The organism is Lujinxingia litoralis, from assembly GCF_003260125.1.
In the GTDB taxonomy this organism is placed as follows: Bacteria; Myxococcota_A; Bradymonadia; order Bradymonadales; family Bradymonadaceae; genus Lujinxingia; species Lujinxingia litoralis.
Window position 1 is genome coordinate 83,982 of the sequence record NZ_QHKO01000002.1, and the last position, 15,645, is coordinate 99,626.

The following is a 15,645-nucleotide window of genomic DNA, read 5'->3' on the forward strand; positions in this document are numbered from 1 at the left end:
GTAGTCGAGCGCCGGTTGTGCGCAAGATCACTCTGCGGCGCGGTGGAGCCAGCGCCAGGACGCCAGCAGACCAAGCAGGGCGATGAGCTCCAGCCAGCCGGCGGCGAGAAAGGTTGTGGAGGCCCGGGTTTGGTCGAGCAGCAGTCCGCCCAGGCCGGCTCCCAGCGCGCCACCAAGCCCAAAAATCACCAGATAAAGTGCGGCCTGACCGGTGGCTCGTACGGCGGGCGGGACGCGCCGGTCCAGGATCTCCATCATAGCCACATAAAAGACGCCGTAGCTCACGCCGTGGATCAGCTGCACGGTCAGGAGCACGGGCAGGCTCAGAGTCGTGCCGGAGATAAACCACCGGCCGGCAGTCAACGCGATGCTCAACGCAAAGAGGGGCAGGGGGGCAAAGCGGCGGAAGATGCGCGGAGCCAGAGCGAAGGCGCCGATCTCTGCGGCGATGCCGAATCCCACGGCGAGCCCGGGGCTCCATGCCGGAAAGTCACGCTCTTCGCAGAGGAAGACCAAAAAGAGGTTGTAGGGCATCTGTGAGGCCCAGTGCAGTGCGGCGATGGCGAATATCACCACCAGGGGCAGCCGCCACAGTGTGCCGAACATGCTCCAGTCCGGACGCGCCCGGCTTCGCTCTCGCTCCCCCGGCGGCAGCCCCAGGGTGGCCAGTGCGGTGAGCAGTGTGGCGATGACGAGCGCCCAGGGGGTGAGCGCGGCAATGTCGGCGTGTGTGTGGGTCAGTCCCAGGGCTGCCGCTCCCAGGGCGGCCAGCCCAAAGCCCGCGGAACCGAAGGCGCGCAGGCGCGCGAAGCCTTCGGCGCCGGCCGCCCGCAGCGTCAGAGCATCGATCAGCGGAAGGGCACAGCCCGCGCTGACGGCGTAGGCGACGAGCACCGCGAGTAGCGCGCCGGGGGCGCTGACAAAGGGGAGGGTGGCCACAGCGGCGACCCCGGCGATGAGGAGGCCCCGGGTGGTCGAGGTGAGGCGGTCTCGGCGGTCGGCAAAGGTGGCCCAGGCCGGGCTTGCCACGCTCTGGGCCAGGGTGCGCGCGGCGAAAATCAAGCCGATCGTGGCGCCACTTAGCCCCAGCGCCTCAAAATGACGCGGCAGGTAGGTGAAGATCAGCACCGTGGCCAACGAGGTGGTGTAGATCAGTGCGAGCGCGCCGGAGCGGGCCCCTCCCAGCGAGCTGTTAGCGTTGGGGGTCGGTGTCATGGGGGTGGAGCTCACGCAGACGTGCGGCCATCTCGGGGAGCGACTCCACCAGGTGGCGCAGCAGGTAACTCTGCATCACGAAGGTGGTCGAATAGACCAGGAAGTGAAGGTGCGGGTCGCCGACGCCTGGCACAAAGCGGGTCAGGGGGGCCTGGGGTTCGGTAGGGCCAGCCAGGCGTCCGCGAAGTGCTCTGAGGGTTCCGATAGCCTTGGTGGCGGCGGCTTCCCCGGGAGGCTCCAGCGCGTCTCCCAGGGCCATCTGAGCGAGCACCTTAAAGCGCTCTGGTATCGTCGAGTCCTCGACAAAGCTCTGGCGGCGAGGAGCCGAGGCCTCGGTGGGGGGGGGCGTGTCCTGATGCAAGGCCACGAGGGTTACGAGGAGGTCGAGGAGTTTGTCGCCCCCGCGCTGTTTAAAGTGCTCCAGCTCCGCGCTGCCCCAGACGCCCCGCGTCTCCGTCGGCATAAAAGGGGAGAGCGCGGCGGCGGCCTGCGACAGCGCCTCCAGGAAGGCCGGGTCCTGGAACATCGGACTGATCATCAGGCGCTGCATGACCTGGTCGCGGCCCTGTTCCTGATCGAGCCAGTCCAGAAACTCAAAAAAGAGTCCGGCATTCGGATCGAGTTTAAAGCCTCGTTCCATGCCCCATTGTGCCACCGAAGCCAGGACGGACTGCAGGGCCACGATCTGTTCGGGCTGGATTAGCTCGTGGGCGACTCGCCGGGCGAGTTGTTGGCCGGCCTGTTGTACGCGCCGGCCCACTTTGAGCACACCGCGTTTGCCTACCCGGCCCAGCGTTCGTACCGCCAGCGGGGGGGAGATGCGTGTGAGAAGCCCTTTGTCGGAGGAGTTGTCTTCCATGATCTTTTGCGTGGGCCCGGACTCGGGCACGTCATTTGCTTGGCGGTAGACAATGTGTGTCTAGAGTTGGCCCGACGTGGGTGCATCGCTCGTCGCCACGCGGAGGTTGACGCCGCCGCGATGGCGCGCCAAAAGAGAGGTGCACGATGTTAGCCACGGGGCAAGTTGTCAACGAGCGAGCCACGCTCACCAGAGTGGACGCCTCGGATCGAGGCCCAGGATAAAAATATGTCGCAAGACCAAGAAAGCACCGAAAATGAGCCCATGGAAATGAACCAGGACCTGGCGCTGCTGCCGCTGCGCAACACCGTGCTCTTTCCGCAGGTGGTGGTCCCCCTGGCCGTCGGGCGCCCCAAGAGCGTGCGTCTGATTGAGGAGGCGGTTAAAAACGAGAAGCCGATTGCCGTGCTCACTCAGCGTAACGCCGATACCGATGAGCCGGTGGTGGGCGACCTCTACGAGATCGGGACCATCGCGCGAATCCTCAAGGTCGTGAAGATCGCCAACGACAACTACAGCGTGATCATTCAGGGCCAGAAGCGCGTGCGCCTCAACGAGCTGCAGCAGGAGGACCCCTACTTTGTGGGGAACTTCGATGTGCTCGATGCCGGCGCTGAGCTTACGCCGGAGCAGCAGGTTGAGATTGAGGCACTCTTTCTCAACCTCAAGAGCACGGCCAAGCAGGTCGTCAAGTTCATCCCGGAGATGCCCAAGGAGGCCTCTCAGATGGTGGACGGGGTAAACGATCCCGGTCAGCTCTGTGACTTCGTGGCGGCCAATATGGACATCGCCACCGAGGAGAAACAGGCGATTCTCGAGACCGTCGATCTTAAAGAGCGTCTGACGATGGTGGTGACCTTGCTGGCTCGTCAGCTTGAAGTGCTGCGGGTTAGTGACAAAATCCAGAGCCAGATCAAAGAAGAGATCGATAAGAATCAGCGGGAGTACTACCTGCGCCAGCAGCTCAAGGCGATCAAGGAGCAGCTTGGCGAGCTCGACGGCGAAGGCGGTGACCTGGAAGATATCGCCCAGGCCATCGAGGAGGCAGACCTTCCCAAAGAGGTGGAAGATGTCTGCCGCAAGCAGATGAACCGCCTGCGCATGATGCAGCCCGCGTCCAGCGAGTATGGCGTCACGCGTACCTACCTGGAGACGCTGCTCGATGTGCCCTGGGGTAAGTCCACTCAGGATAAGCTCGATATCAAGGAGGCGCGGGCAATCCTTGATGAAGACCACTACGACCTGGACAAGGTCAAAAAGCGCATCATTGAGTACCTGGCGGTCCGTAAGCTCAAAAACGACATGAAGGGACCGATCCTCTGCCTGGTCGGGCCTCCGGGTGTTGGTAAGACGAGTCTGGGACGCAGTGTGGCCCGAGCTCTGGGACGCAAGTTCGTGCGCATCAGTCTCGGTGGTGTGCATGATGAGTCGGAGATCCGTGGTCACCGCCGCACCTACGTCGGTGCGCTCCCCGGGCGTATTGTTCAGGCGCTGCGCAAGGCGGGGACAAACAACCCGGTGTTCATGCTCGACGAGGTCGATAAGATCGGGCGTGACTTCCGTGGAGACCCTTCCGCGGCGCTCTTGGAAGTGCTGGACCCGGCGCAGAACCACAACTTCTCAGACCACTATATGGAGGTGCCGGTTGACCTCTCCAACGTGCTCTTTGTTGCCACGGCCAACCAGCTCGATACGATTTCAGCGCCCCTGCGGGACCGTATGGATGTGATCGAGATCCCGGGCTACACCGCTCAGGACAAGCACCATATCTCACGTCAGTATCTGATTCCCAAGGCGCTGGAGTCGCACGGCATTAGCGACGAAAACCTCAAGATCGACGATGAGGCGCTCGATATCATCATCCGCAATTACACCCGCGAGGCTGGTGTGCGTAGCCTGGAGCGGCGCGTCTCCGATATCGCGCGGGGAGTCGCGGTGAAAGTTGCCGAGAACCTCGATAAAGGCGGCGAGAGCGATGAGGTCAGCGTGCTCATTGAGGCTGGCGATGTCGCCGATTACCTGGGACCGGAGCGCTATCAGTACGAGGTCGCGCAGCGTACCTCGACTCCCGGGGTGGCCACCGGCCTTGCCTGGACAGCGGCCGGCGGTGACATCCTCTTCATCGAGTCCACGCGGATGCCCGGCAAGGGAGAGCTGGTGCTTACCGGCCAGCTCGGTGATGTGATGAAGGAGTCGGTGCGTGCTGCGCTCAGCTACATTCGCAGTCGGGCCGAAGACTACGGGCTGGCGCCGAACTTTATGCGCGAGAACGACATTCACATTCACGTGCCTGCCGGAGCCATTCCCAAAGATGGCCCTTCGGCCGGGATCACGATGTACATCTCGCTGCTGAGCCTGCTCACCGGTGTGAAGGTGCGCAGCGATGTGGCGATGAGCGGTGAGATCACGCTGCGCGGCAACGTGTTGCCGGTCGGTGGCATTAAAGAAAAGGTGTTGGCTGCCCATCGCTCGGGTATCAAACGCATCGTCCTTCCGGCACGCAATAAGAAGGACCTGATGGATGTCTCTGAAGACATTCAGAAGGAACTCGATTTCCATTTCGTGGAGCACGTGAGTGCGCTGCCCGAACTGGTCTTCGAAGAAGGTGCCTGGACCTTCGGTTCTCCGGAGCAGAGCGGAAAAGCATCGGCTGAATGACTGCGTATATCTGACGCATAAAAAAAGGCCGCCCTTTAGGGCGGCCTTTTTTTATGGCCGGGCCGTCGCCATACACGGATGCGTATATGCTATCCGATGCTGGATAGCAGAGCCTCCACTGGGACCGACGTCACAGGGAGGCTCAAGCGTTGCCTTAGCGAAACTCGACTTCCATGATCTCGACGACGCGGTCTCCGCCGGGAGCCTTGATCACACACTCATCACCCACCGACTTGGCGATGAGTGCGCGGGCAATCGGGCTGGAGAATGAGATCTTGAGGTCTTTGATGTCAGCCTCGTCGTCGCCCACGATTTGGTAGGTCTTTTCTTCGTCGGTATCGATGAAGAAGACGGTCACATGTGCGCCGAAGACCACGCGGTCGCCGCTGAACTCGGTGGGGTCGACCACTTGAGCATGAGCCAGCTTGCCTTCGATTTCGCGGATGCGCCCCTCTACGAAGCCCTGTTTGTCTTTGGCGGCGTGATACTCGGCGTTTTCTTTGAGGTCGCCGTGAGCACGGGCCTCTTCGATCTCTTGAACGATGCGGGGCCGCTCCACCTTCTTTAAGTTGTCGAGTTCGTCACGCAGCCGGCGGTGGCCTTCGACGGTCATCGGGATTTTCTGCATAGCAGTGCCTCGTTTTCGGCATGAGTTTGCGGCAGCGCCATGAGGGGCTGCTCCGGTGGGTAAAAAAACGCCCCCATCGTGGCGAGCCAGGATGGGGGGCGAGATGTGCAAAAGGTGACGACGCACTCGGTGAGTGCGTCGATGTCTTAGAGTATGGGCCAGCTTGCGCCCGAGATCAAGAGGCGGTGGCGGTCGCGTGCAGCTCCTGAATGGAGTGGACGGTGGGTTGGGTGCGGGCCAGTGCTCCCAGCGCTCCGACGGCACCGCGCGCGGCTGCCAGCGTGGTGAAGTAGGTCATGCCCAGCTGCAGAGCCGCCCGTCGGATGGTGCGGCTATCCTGGACGGCCTGCCCGCTGACGGTGGTGTTGATCACCATGTCGACTTCGCCGTTGATCATCGCATCGACGATATGGGGTTGGCCTTCGCGGACCTTGTTGATCGGGCGGACGTCCAGGCCATTCTGGCGCAGGTAGTCTGCTGTTCCGCGAGTGGCGACCAGGTGAAAACCCAGCTCGCTGAGCCCGCGGGCGATCGGCACGGAGGCCCACTTATCGTCGTCCTTCACGCTGATAAAGACGGTGCCTGTGGTGGGAGGGGCATTGCCCGCGCCAACCTGAGCTTTGTAGAAGGCCATCTCGTAGCTCGGGTCAATGCCCATGCCTTCGCCGGTCGAGCGCATCTCGGGGCTGAGCAGGCTGTCGACTTCCGGAAACTTGGTGAAGGGAAAGACGCTCTCTTTCACCGAGAAGAACGCCGGCACACGCTCCTCGGTGAACCCCAGCGCCTCGAGAGACTCGCCGAGCATCGCACGGGCGGCGAGTTTGGCGAGCGGGCGGCCAATGGCCTTGGAGACGAAGGGGATAGTGCGGCTGGCGCGGGGGTTGACCTCAAGCACGTAGACGTTGCGGTCCTGTACGGCGAACTGCACGTTCATCAGCCCCACGATATCGAGCTCTCGAGCCAGGCTGATGGTCTGTTCGCGGATGGTACGCAGTACCACCTCGGGCAGATCGTGGGAGGGCAGGGCGCAGGCGGAGTCGCCTGAGTGCACGCCGGCCTCTTCGATATGTTCCATGATGCCGCCGACCACCGCGAGGGTGCCGTCGCTGATGCAGTCGACGTCGACTTCGATGGCTCGATTCAAGAACTTGTCGAGGAGTACGGGGTTGTCGGGCGACTCGGCCTGCGCGCGCCGGAAGACTCGCTCAAAGTTTTGTGCGTCGTGAACCACTTCCATGGCCAGGCCGCCGAGCACGTAGCTGGGGCGAACCATCAGCGGGAAGCCGATTTCGGTAGCAGCCTCCCGGGCCTGCTCCCAGGTCATGACCGTGCGAGCTTCGGGTTGCTTGAGGTTGAGTTTTTCAACGATGTCGTTGAAGAGCTGGCGATCTTCGGTGCGATCGATGGCCTCCGGGGAGGTTCCGAGCACTCGGACGCCCAGTTCGGTGAGCGCCTTGGCGAGCTTGAGGGGCGTTTGCCCGCCGAACTGCAGGATCACCCCCTCGGGCTTCTCAATGTCGATGATCGCGAGCACCGTCTCGAGGGTAAGGGGCTCAAAGTAAAGGCGGTCGCTGATGTCATAGTCGGTGGAGACAGTCTCCGGGTTGCAGTTGACCATGATCGTGCGGTATCCGGCCTCGCCAAGGGCCATGACTGCGTGCACCGCGCAGTAGTCAAACTCGATGCCCTGGCCGATGCGGTTGGGGCCGCCGCCGAGAATCATCACGCCGGGGCGGTCGTCGGGCGTGGATTCGCAGCTGCCGGTCTCGTAGGTGGAGTAATAATACGAGGTGAGCGCCTCGAACTCCGCGGCGCAGGTGTCGACCTGTTTAAAGGTGGGGATGACTCCCAGGCTCTGGCGGCGTTCCCGCACCTCGCCCTCGCTGCGGTTGATGAGGTGGGCGATGTCGGCGTCACCAAAGCCGTAACGCTTGGCGAGGAAGAGGTCTTCGTCGGCCGGCCACTCACCAGCCGGCGCGGCGCGCAGCAGGTTTTCAACTTCGATGATCTGGGCCATCTGATCGAGGAACCAGGGGTCGACACGGGTGTACTGGTAGACGGTGTCCTGGGAGAGGCCGCGCCGCAGCGCATCAAAAATGTACCAGGGGCGCCGCGGGGTCGGTCGACGCAGCAGCGGGGCGTAGAACTCCTCGACCTGAGCGAGGGAAGCGTCGTCGGCCGGACGCTCCACCCGGGGGAGGAGGCCGCTGTCACGCTGCTCCAGGCTGCGCAGCGCCTTGAGGTAGGCCTCTGGGAAGGTGCGGGCGATGCTCATCGCTTCGCCGACCGACTTCATCTGAGTGGTCAGTGTGTCGGAGGCGTCGGGGAACTTCTCAAAGGCAAAGCGGGGGATCTTGACGACGGTGTAGTCCAACGTCGGCTCAAAGGCCGCAACGGTCTTCTGGGTGATGTCGTTGAGGAGCTCGTCGAGAGTGTAGCCTACCGAGAGGAGCGCGGCGATCTTGGCGATCGGGTAACCCGTGGCTTTGCTGGCAAGGGCCGAGGAGCGCGAGACGCGGGGATTCATCTCAATGACCACGCGGCGACCCGTCGTCGGACAGACGCCAAACTGGATGTTGCACCCACCGGTCTCTACGCCGACCGCGCGGATGATGCGCAACGCGTCATCACGCATGGCCTGGTATTCGCGATCGGTGAGCGTCTGAATCGGGGCCACGGTGATGGAGTCGCCGGTGTGCACGCCCATCGGGTCGATGTTTTCGATGCCGCAGATGATGACGACGTTGTCGTTGCGGTCACGCATCAATTCCAGCTCGTACTCTTTCCAGCCGAGCAGGCTCTCATCGATCAACACCTCGCCAGTGGGGCTCTGCGAGAGCGACCACTTGACGTAATCGGCGAACTCTTCGCGGTTGTAGGCGATGTTGCCGCCGCTGCCGCCCATGGTGAAAGAGGGGCGAAGGATGGCCGGGAAGCCCACCCGGGCCTGGATTTCCCAGGCTTCTTCCAGGGAGCGAGCCACCCCAGCGGCCGGCTGGTCCACGCCGATGGCGCGCATGGTGTTGGCGAACTCCTCGCGATCTTCGGCGCGGACGATCACCTCGGGCTTTGCGCCGATGAGTTCGACGCCCAGGCGGTTGAGAGTGCCATCCTTATGGAGGGCCATCGCGATGTTGAGCGCCGTCTGGCCTCCCATGGTCGGCAGGAGGGCGTCCGGCCGTTCTTTTTCCAGCACCCGGGTCACAAATTCCGGGGTCAGGGGCTCGATGTAGGTCGCGTCGGCCAGCTCCGGATCGGTCATGATCGTGGCCGGATTAGAGTTGATCAGGATGACCCGAAATCCCTCCGCACGCAGGGCGCGGATGGCCTGGGTACCCGAGTAATCAAACTCGGCGGCCTGACCGATAACGATGGGGCCGGAGCCCAGAATACAGATCGACGCGAGGTCTTGACGGCGTGGCATAGTGCTCCTCAACACGAAAGCGGGGCAAAAACAGGCCCCGGGACCGCGCGGACTATGCCAGAGCGCGATTCTCTTGCAAAGCGGGTACACACCCCGGGGCAGCGCCGGGTCTCAACCTCGCTCAGGCGTCGAACTCGCCGGCTTCCAGTCGGTTCCAATACGAGATCAGGGCGGTGCGAATCTTCCCGGAGAGGAGAACGGCACCCAGGATGTTGGGGAAGGCCATCGAGAGAATCATCAAGTCGGAGAAGTCCAGTACGTTGCTCAGGCTGGAGACCGATCCCAGGAACACAAAGAAGAGGAAGATGACCCGATAGATCATGGAGCTGTTGGCTCCGAATAAAAAGCTCCAGCAGCGCTCTCCGTAATAGGACCACGAGATCATGGTGCTGAACGCGAAGAGGATGACGGCGATGGAGAGAATGTAGGGGAACCAGCTGATCACGGTTTCGAAGGCGGCCGAGGTCAGGGCGACGCCTTCGAGTCCGGCGGTGGCCGGGTCGGCGTAGACCCCGGTGATGACGACGACGATGCCCGTCATAAAGCAGACAATCAGGGTGTCGATGGCCGGCTCCAGCAGCGCGACAAAGCCTTCGCGCACCGGTTCCTTGGTGCGAGCCGCGGAGTGAGCGATGGCCGCCGAGCCCACGCCGGCCTCATTGGAGAAGGCCGCGCGTTGAATGCCGACGATGAGCACGCCAACCAGGCCACCGAGGCCCGCCTGCGGGGCGAATGCCTCGCTGAAAATCGTCGTGATCGCGTGGGGGATCAGCGTCACGTTGCTAAAGAGGATATAGAGCGCTGCTGAGACGTAGATGACGCACATCGCCGGGACGATTCTGGAGGCGACTTTGCCGATGCTTTTGATGCCGCCGATGATCACCAGGCCCACGAGCAGCGCGACCACGATACCGTAAATCCAGCTGCGGGGTTGTACGCCGCCCTCAAGTGGCGAGTCGTTGGTGACGCTCAGGGTAGGCGGTGAGTTCCAGGAGACGCTGCGACCCGCGACGCTGGCGAGTTGGATGCCGGTCAGTGCGCCGGCTTCAATATCGAAGCGCGGGCCGGCCTCGGTGGCAGCAATGGCCAGCGAGAGCGCGAAGCGCCCGTCGGTGGTCTGGCTCCAGTCGGCGAGGCTGATGTCGAGCCGATCGATCGGGGTAAAGAAGAGCTCTTTTTCGCTCTCCAGTGGCGAGTTGGCAGTGAGGCGCACCAGGTGCCGGGCGTAGTTCATCTCCAGCGGGGCATCGCTGACCAGGGTGGCCGTACCGGCGGCGCGCTCTCCACCGAACCAGGGCACCAGGTTGGCCATCGCGGCAAAACTCTGGTTGGCCTGAAACATGTTGCCGCCCCCGAAGGATCCGCCAATGCACAGGACGGCGAAGAGCACCGAGAGGTAGCGCCCCAGGACCGGGCGGCCGATTTCGGCCAGGCCGTCTTGCAGGTAGACCATCGGCCCGCCTTGAACCACGCCGTTGGCGTCGACCTTGCGGTACATCTGGCCCAGCGTGCACTCGGCGAACTTGCTGGTCATGCCAAAGATAGCGGCCGCCATCATCCAGAACACAGCGCCCGGGCCGCCGATCCCGACGGCGATGGCCACCCCAGCGATGTTGCCGAGTCCGACGGTGGCTGAGAGTGCGGTGGAGAGGGCCTGAAAGTGAGTGACTTCACCCGGGTTGTCCGGATCGTCGTATTTGCCGGCCACCACACGAATCGCATGGGAGACGCCGCGCAGGTTCACGAAGTCGAAGCGGAACGTAAAGAAAATAGCGCCGCTGATCAGGACCAGCACCACCAGGGGGATTTGATTGAGAAAAGCCCAGAGCCCGGAGAGTAACCCGGGGACCGTGCCAAAGGGCAGCGCTGCCATGGCCGAGACGACCAATCCGAAGCGTTGGTCGATCTTGTTGAGATCGCCGCCGCTGCTGAGTCCTACGCCGATGCTGAGCAGGATGATCAGACCGATGATCAGAGCGTAGCGCTGAGTGGGCTTCAAGAAAGGTTTCATGCAGAACCCTGGGCACGAGCATGCGAAAGCGTCGCGATCGTCGCCGGGATCCCACAAAGGGGGATGGGGGAGGCACCAGAGCCTGAAGCGCGTCTACTGGCGCCGGCCACACGGCCGGTTTGGACCGCGATGATAAAAACCGGAATGGACCGAAGGGTTTATCATCGCGGTGCCTGATCAGGCAACCGCGCTCCAGAGGAACGCGGGGTTTCGCCAGCTGAGCGCTTCAACGGGGTGTGGGTTCTTAAGGTGATTCTTTAGAAAGTTCTAAAGTGCCACGCCAGGTAAAGGCGAGCGCTTACATAGAGGGGGAAGTTCTGCGGGGCGCTCAGTGGCGCGTGCAGATCGAAGGCCAGCCCCAGGGAACGATCGCGACTCTGGCGGTAGTCCGCCCCCAGGCTCGCGCGCAGGCCCAGCGCTTCGCCGCCGGGGGCGCGCTCCGAGCTGGGGCCGGTGGGGTACACGACGCCCGCCAGGCCCAGGTAGGGAACGTAGGTGAAGACGTCGAGCGCGTAGCGCGCCTCCAGCGCCACGCTGGTGACGAGGAGGCTCTCCCAGCGCTCGTCTTCCTCTTCCAGCGTGGGATGAAACGACCCGCCGAGATCGAGGCCGACCTTCCAGAAGTCGCCCAGCTGAAGGTTCGCTCCCAGGTGGAGGGAGGGGCCCCACCGTCCCAGGGCGCTCGGAGCCGGGGCGACCGTGTTGCTCAGGCCTACACCGGTCCAGACCTGACCTTCCCAGGCTTGAGCCTGGACCGGCACAAGCATAAAGAAGGTGATGAATGAAGCGAAAAGGAGGGAAACAACGCGTCTCAGAGAGCGGGGCCCTTGCGAGTTTGGGGGCCAGAACATGGACATCAATCAGGTCTCAATGGCAGGGGGAGAAGTGGGCTGGAGAGGGCCGGCGCTCGGCGTTGACACTCCGTAGGTCGCTGCATATAGTCCGCACCCATTCGTTTCCGGCAGCGCCCGAAACGAGAGCCCGAAGAGGCCTCGCGGATATGGAGCCGTAGAGGTGGCGCGTGACGCGCTTTGAAGCGGGGCTCAGGTTAAGGAGACCAGGCATGGCGATCAAGATTAAGAAGCAGGGCGAAGCTCCCGAGCCCACTGAGCAGGAGCTGGAAGACGAGTTTGGCGATCCGATCGCCGGGGGCGCCGGGGAAGGTGGCGACCTCGATGCATTTGAGCGTTCCACGCTCCAGGCTACGGCCTGGGTCGAAGAGAATCGGAGCGTGGTGTTCGGCGGCATCATCGCCGTGGTCGTCGGCGTGATCGGGGTCATTGTCGGACTTCAATACATCGAAGGACAGCAGGTCGAGGCCTCCACCCGCCTTAGCGAAGGCCTCGCTGCCTACGAGTGGTACGTGGAGGGCTCCCCGGAACTCGAAGCCATCCGCGCGCAGGAAGGGCTGGCTGAGCCGAAAAATATCTTTGAGAGCGATGAGAGTAAGTGGCAGTCGATTTACGACGCCGCGAACGCCACCCTGGCGGACTTTGATCGAGGCCCGATTGCCGAAGATGCCCGTATGACGAAGGCTGCGGCGGCTTTCCGGCTGGAGAAGTACGAGGAAGCGGCCACGCTTTATCAGCAGGCGCTCAGTGGCGAGTCCACCGAGACGATGAAGGTGATGGCTCGCGTGGGGCTGGCCAATACCCTGGCCGCCCAGGGTAAAGTGGATGAAGCGACGAAGGCCTGGGACGAGGTCGCCACCGCGGCTCCGGAGCGTGCGCAGTACGCCCAGTACGAGAAGGCGCGTCTTCTGGAGCGCGACGGTAACGCCGACGCCGCCCGGGAACTCTATCATCAGATCCTCGAAGAAGAGCCGGACTTCACCTTCAAGCCGGAGATCGAGCGCCGCCTGGCGACGCTCTAAATCTCTCGGCGAGGCACGTTGGCGAATCTGAAGCGAGACAGCGATCGTGACGAGATTGACCTTTAAGGTACGACGAGCGTGGCTGGTGGCCGCGCTCGTATCGTTTTGGGCGGCAGGCTGCGCACCGGTGGCATCGTCGTCGAGTGGGCTGGATTCGCCCCGGGCGCCCCGGGCGCGGGTAGAGGTGCAGTGGCGAGTGCCGCTGTCTTCGGACCGTCCCTGGGAGATGAACGTGCGGGAGTTCGGTGAGCCGATTATCGCCCCCGGCGGTGATCTGGCGGTAGGGGCCGGGGACGGCGTGGTCTATCGCCTGCGCGCGGATAGCGGGGAGCTGGTCTGGTCGACCGATGTTGGCGGGTCGATCGATGCCGCGGTGGCCCTCTCCGAGGGGTACCTCTACGCCGCCACGGCCACCGGAGAGTTGCACCGTCTCGATTGGGAAACCGGTGAGGTTGTCTGGACGGTGAGCGCGCGAAACGCGCTGGAAAGCAGTCCGGCGGTGGGGCAGGGATTGGTCGCGGTCGCCGATAGCGCCGATGTCCTCTATGCCTTCGACGTGGTCACCGGTGATCTGGTTTGGGACTATCAGCGTCGTCAGCCCGATTTCTTTACCGTGAAGGGCGGAGGCACACCGGTCTTCTCCGGGGCGCGAATCTTCTGTGGTTTTTCGGATGGCACCCTGGTGTCGCTCTTTGCCGACAGCGGTGAGGAAGAGTGGACCGCCTACCTCGGTGATGACGACTCCCAGGAGTTTGGCGACGTGGACCTGCCGGTGATCGACGCCGGTGATGTGCTCTACGCCGTGTCGTATTCCGGAGGCGTCTACGCGGTGGAGGCCTCAAGCGGGGCGCTGCTGTGGCATCAAGACATCGATAGCGTCGCCGGCCTTGTTCAGGAGGGCTCCTGGTTGTTGGGTGCCGCGTCGACCGGGCGAGTGTTCGCGCTTAACGCTGCCGACGGCGAAGTGCAGTGGCAGTTCCGACTTTCGGCCGAAGTCTCACCGGTGGCGCTGGCCTCGACGGGGCCGGTGCTCAGCGTGGCGACAGCTTCCGGCCCTCTGTACCTGCTTCGCACCCGTGATGGTCTTCCGATGGCCAAGTGGGATCCCTCGTCCGGGTTCCAGAGTGCCCCGGTGTTCGACAGCGTGCGGGGGTATGCGCTCTCCAATCTCGGTTACCTCTACGGGTATCGATTGGCCTACTAAAGAGCTCCCGGCAGGGTGTCGCAGATACAAAAAACTCCCCGGGCAGGTGTCAGCGCCCGGGGAGTTTTTTTATGCGGCTTTCAGGGCCGGCGTCGTGCTCAGCGGCGTACGTAGTAGAGGGTGTGCACGGGCAGCCCCTTGCGCAGAATCTTCACCTCGCGGGTCGTGCGGGGGTAGGGCTCGAGAGGCATCTCTTCAAAGGGTAAGAGCTCAAACTCGGGGTGGGCGTCGAGGTCCACCCGGAAATCATCTGCCAGGGTGCCCACATCGGTACGCAGCCAGAGGTGGGCGCCCGAATGCATCTTCTCCGCGAAGAGATCCAGGGTGTGAGGCTGAATGATGCGGCGTTTCTGGTGGCGTTTCTTCCACCAGGGGTCCGGGAAGAGGATGAAGAGCTCGGAGAGCTGTCCGGCCTCAAAGAGGATTGGAATGGCCAGGGTCGCGTCGGCCTGGAGCAGGTCGGCGTTGGTGACGCCGTGCTCCAGGAGGTTCACTTTGCCGAAGTCGACATACTTCTTGCGCCACTCAATGCCCAGGTAGTGGCGATCGGGGTGGCGTTGCGCGAGTTGGCGCAGGAAGTTGGCGCGGTTGGAGCCAATCTCCAGCGAGACACGCTCAGGCAAGGGAGTCGCGTGCGCGAACTCACGAATTCGCGTGAGCATACGATCGTAGTTCTCTTCGATGACCTCATCGAAGCGAAGCGACAGGTCAGCCACGGGGCAACCTCAGAGTGAAGCTGAATTGAATTGAAAGGGACGATGCGGCACCGCGGTAAAACATGAGACGACGGTGCGTGGCAGCTGTGATGACGTGTTAGAGCGCGATCGTCAAGCCATCTCGCGCAGCAAAGGACTCCGGGAAGAGGCTTTTGCCCAGGGCGTCGATGGCGTCAAGGTCGTCGTCCGTGCTCTTCGGGTCATGGTGGAAGAGGCAGAGCCTGCGTACACCGGCCTGTCTGGCGAGCTCCGCGGCGATCGATACCGTGGAGTGGCCGTAGCCCTGGGTCGGGGAGGGCATCGAGGTGTAGTGCGCTTCGGTGTACATCGCGTCATGAACGATCAGGTCGGCCCCCCGGGCAAACTCCGCCAGTCGGCGGTCGCCATGCACGTAGCCTTCGGTGTCGGTGGCGTAGACGAAGGTCTTCCCCCGAGAAATCACCTTGTACATATTCACCCCGGACTTGGGGTGGTTGTAGCCGCGCAGGCAATGCACCTCGATCTCGACCTGATCGGGGTCGGGAATCAAGTGTTGATGGTCGGGGTGGGATGCCCGTGCCACGACCGGGTGCTCTTGATCATACAAAAAGTAGACGCGCTCGGCTTCGCCCATGTCATAGAAGTGCTTAAGCGCCGTCATTTCATTGAGCGCCACCGGGTAAAAGGGCGAGCGAATCAGCGCGTGGATGGTGTCTTCGAAGCTGCTGACGCTGCCGAAGCGCGGTCCAAAGATGTGGAGCGTAGCGTCCGCAATGTAGACCGGCGAGAAGTAGGGCAGACCAAGCAGGTGGTCGAAGTGGGTATGTGAGATAAAGATGGACGTCTGGAGGGCTCGTCCACTCTCAAAGCTCTCGCGAACGAGTTTACGCCCGTACTCAATGATGCCACTGCCTGCGTCGAAGATGATCTCGCGTTGACCACTGCGAAAGCTCACACAGGACGTGTTGCCGCCATAGCGCGTGAACCCCTGCCCACAGACCGGATAGCTTCCGCGGGAGCCGTGAATGGTGACGGAGACATCAGAGGTCATGGTGCAGACTCGATAGGCGGTAGGAAA

At 62.8% G+C, this 15,645-nt stretch carries 11 protein-coding genes; 3 read left to right on the forward strand and 8 right to left on the reverse strand.

What is annotated here, in order from left to right; all coding sequences use genetic code 11:
• Positions 1 to 27: 27 nt before the first annotated feature.
• Positions 28 to 1,215 (reverse strand): MFS transporter, encoded by a 1,188-nt coding sequence (locus DL240_RS05120; RefSeq protein WP_111728801.1) that lies wholly within the window; start codon positions 1,213 to 1,215, stop codon positions 28 to 30.
• A complete protein-coding gene (locus DL240_RS05125) occupies positions 1,193 to 2,074 on the reverse strand; it encodes a hypothetical protein (RefSeq protein ID WP_111728802.1) in 882 nt (293 codons plus the stop codon). Before DL240_RS05125 ends, DL240_RS05120 begins: the two co-directional genes overlap by 23 nt.
• A 228-nt stretch (positions 2,075 to 2,302) precedes the next feature.
• Between DL240_RS05125 and lon the strand changes: the two genes are divergently transcribed.
• Positions 2,303 to 4,732 carry an endopeptidase La gene (gene lon / locus DL240_RS05130; protein WP_111728803.1) on the forward strand — a complete coding sequence of 810 codons (2,430 nt, stop codon included), beginning with the start codon at positions 2,303 to 2,305 and terminating at the stop codon, positions 4,730 to 4,732.
• 154 nt (positions 4,733 to 4,886) lie between these two features.
• Here lon and greA read toward each other — a convergent pair whose 3' ends face one another.
• From greA to DL240_RS05150, 4 genes are all read right to left on the reverse strand, one after another.
• The gene (gene greA / locus DL240_RS05135) at positions 4,887 to 5,360 is read right to left on the reverse strand and encodes a transcription elongation factor GreA (RefSeq protein ID WP_111728804.1); all 474 of its coding nucleotides are present in this window, start codon (positions 5,358 to 5,360) and stop codon (positions 4,887 to 4,889) included.
• Between the two features lie 175 nt (positions 5,361 to 5,535).
• On the reverse strand, positions 5,536 to 8,784 hold the full coding sequence (gene carB, locus DL240_RS05140) for a carbamoyl-phosphate synthase large subunit (protein WP_111728805.1): 3,249 nt from the start codon (positions 8,782 to 8,784) through the stop codon (positions 5,536 to 5,538).
• A gap of 121 nt (positions 8,785 to 8,905) precedes the next feature.
• Entirely contained in the window at positions 8,906 to 10,795 is a 1,890-nt protein-coding gene (locus DL240_RS20205; protein WP_199589745.1) for an alanine/glycine:cation symporter family protein, read from the reverse strand.
• A gap of 257 nt (positions 10,796 to 11,052) precedes the next feature.
• Entirely contained in the window at positions 11,053 to 11,562 is a 510-nt protein-coding gene (locus DL240_RS05150) for a hypothetical protein (RefSeq protein WP_146618111.1), read from the reverse strand.
• A 296-nt stretch (positions 11,563 to 11,858) separates the two neighbouring features.
• Here DL240_RS05150 and DL240_RS05155 point away from each other — a divergent pair, with 296 nt between their 5' ends.
• Both DL240_RS05155 and DL240_RS05160 read left to right on the forward strand, forming a co-directional pair.
• Positions 11,859 to 12,668, forward strand: coding sequence for a tetratricopeptide repeat protein (locus tag DL240_RS05155; RefSeq protein WP_111728807.1), 810 nt, complete (start codon positions 11,859 to 11,861; stop codon positions 12,666 to 12,668).
• A 46-nt stretch (positions 12,669 to 12,714) separates the two neighbouring features.
• Complete coding sequence (locus DL240_RS05160) at positions 12,715 to 13,872, forward strand: outer membrane protein assembly factor BamB family protein (RefSeq protein ID WP_146618112.1); 1,158 nt, start codon at positions 12,715 to 12,717, stop codon at positions 13,870 to 13,872.
• Between the two features lie 98 nt (positions 13,873 to 13,970).
• Here DL240_RS05160 and trmB read toward each other — a convergent pair whose 3' ends face one another.
• Together trmB and DL240_RS05170 are read right to left on the reverse strand one after the other, a co-directional pair.
• Complete coding sequence (gene trmB / locus DL240_RS05165; protein ID WP_111728809.1) at positions 13,971 to 14,588, reverse strand: tRNA (guanosine(46)-N7)-methyltransferase TrmB; 618 nt, start codon at positions 14,586 to 14,588, stop codon at positions 13,971 to 13,973.
• A gap of 97 nt (positions 14,589 to 14,685) precedes the next feature.
• The gene (locus DL240_RS05170) at positions 14,686 to 15,618 is read right to left on the reverse strand and encodes an MBL fold metallo-hydrolase (RefSeq protein WP_111728810.1); all 933 of its coding nucleotides are present in this window, start codon (positions 15,616 to 15,618) and stop codon (positions 14,686 to 14,688) included.
• Positions 15,619 to 15,645 lie beyond the last annotated feature (27 nt).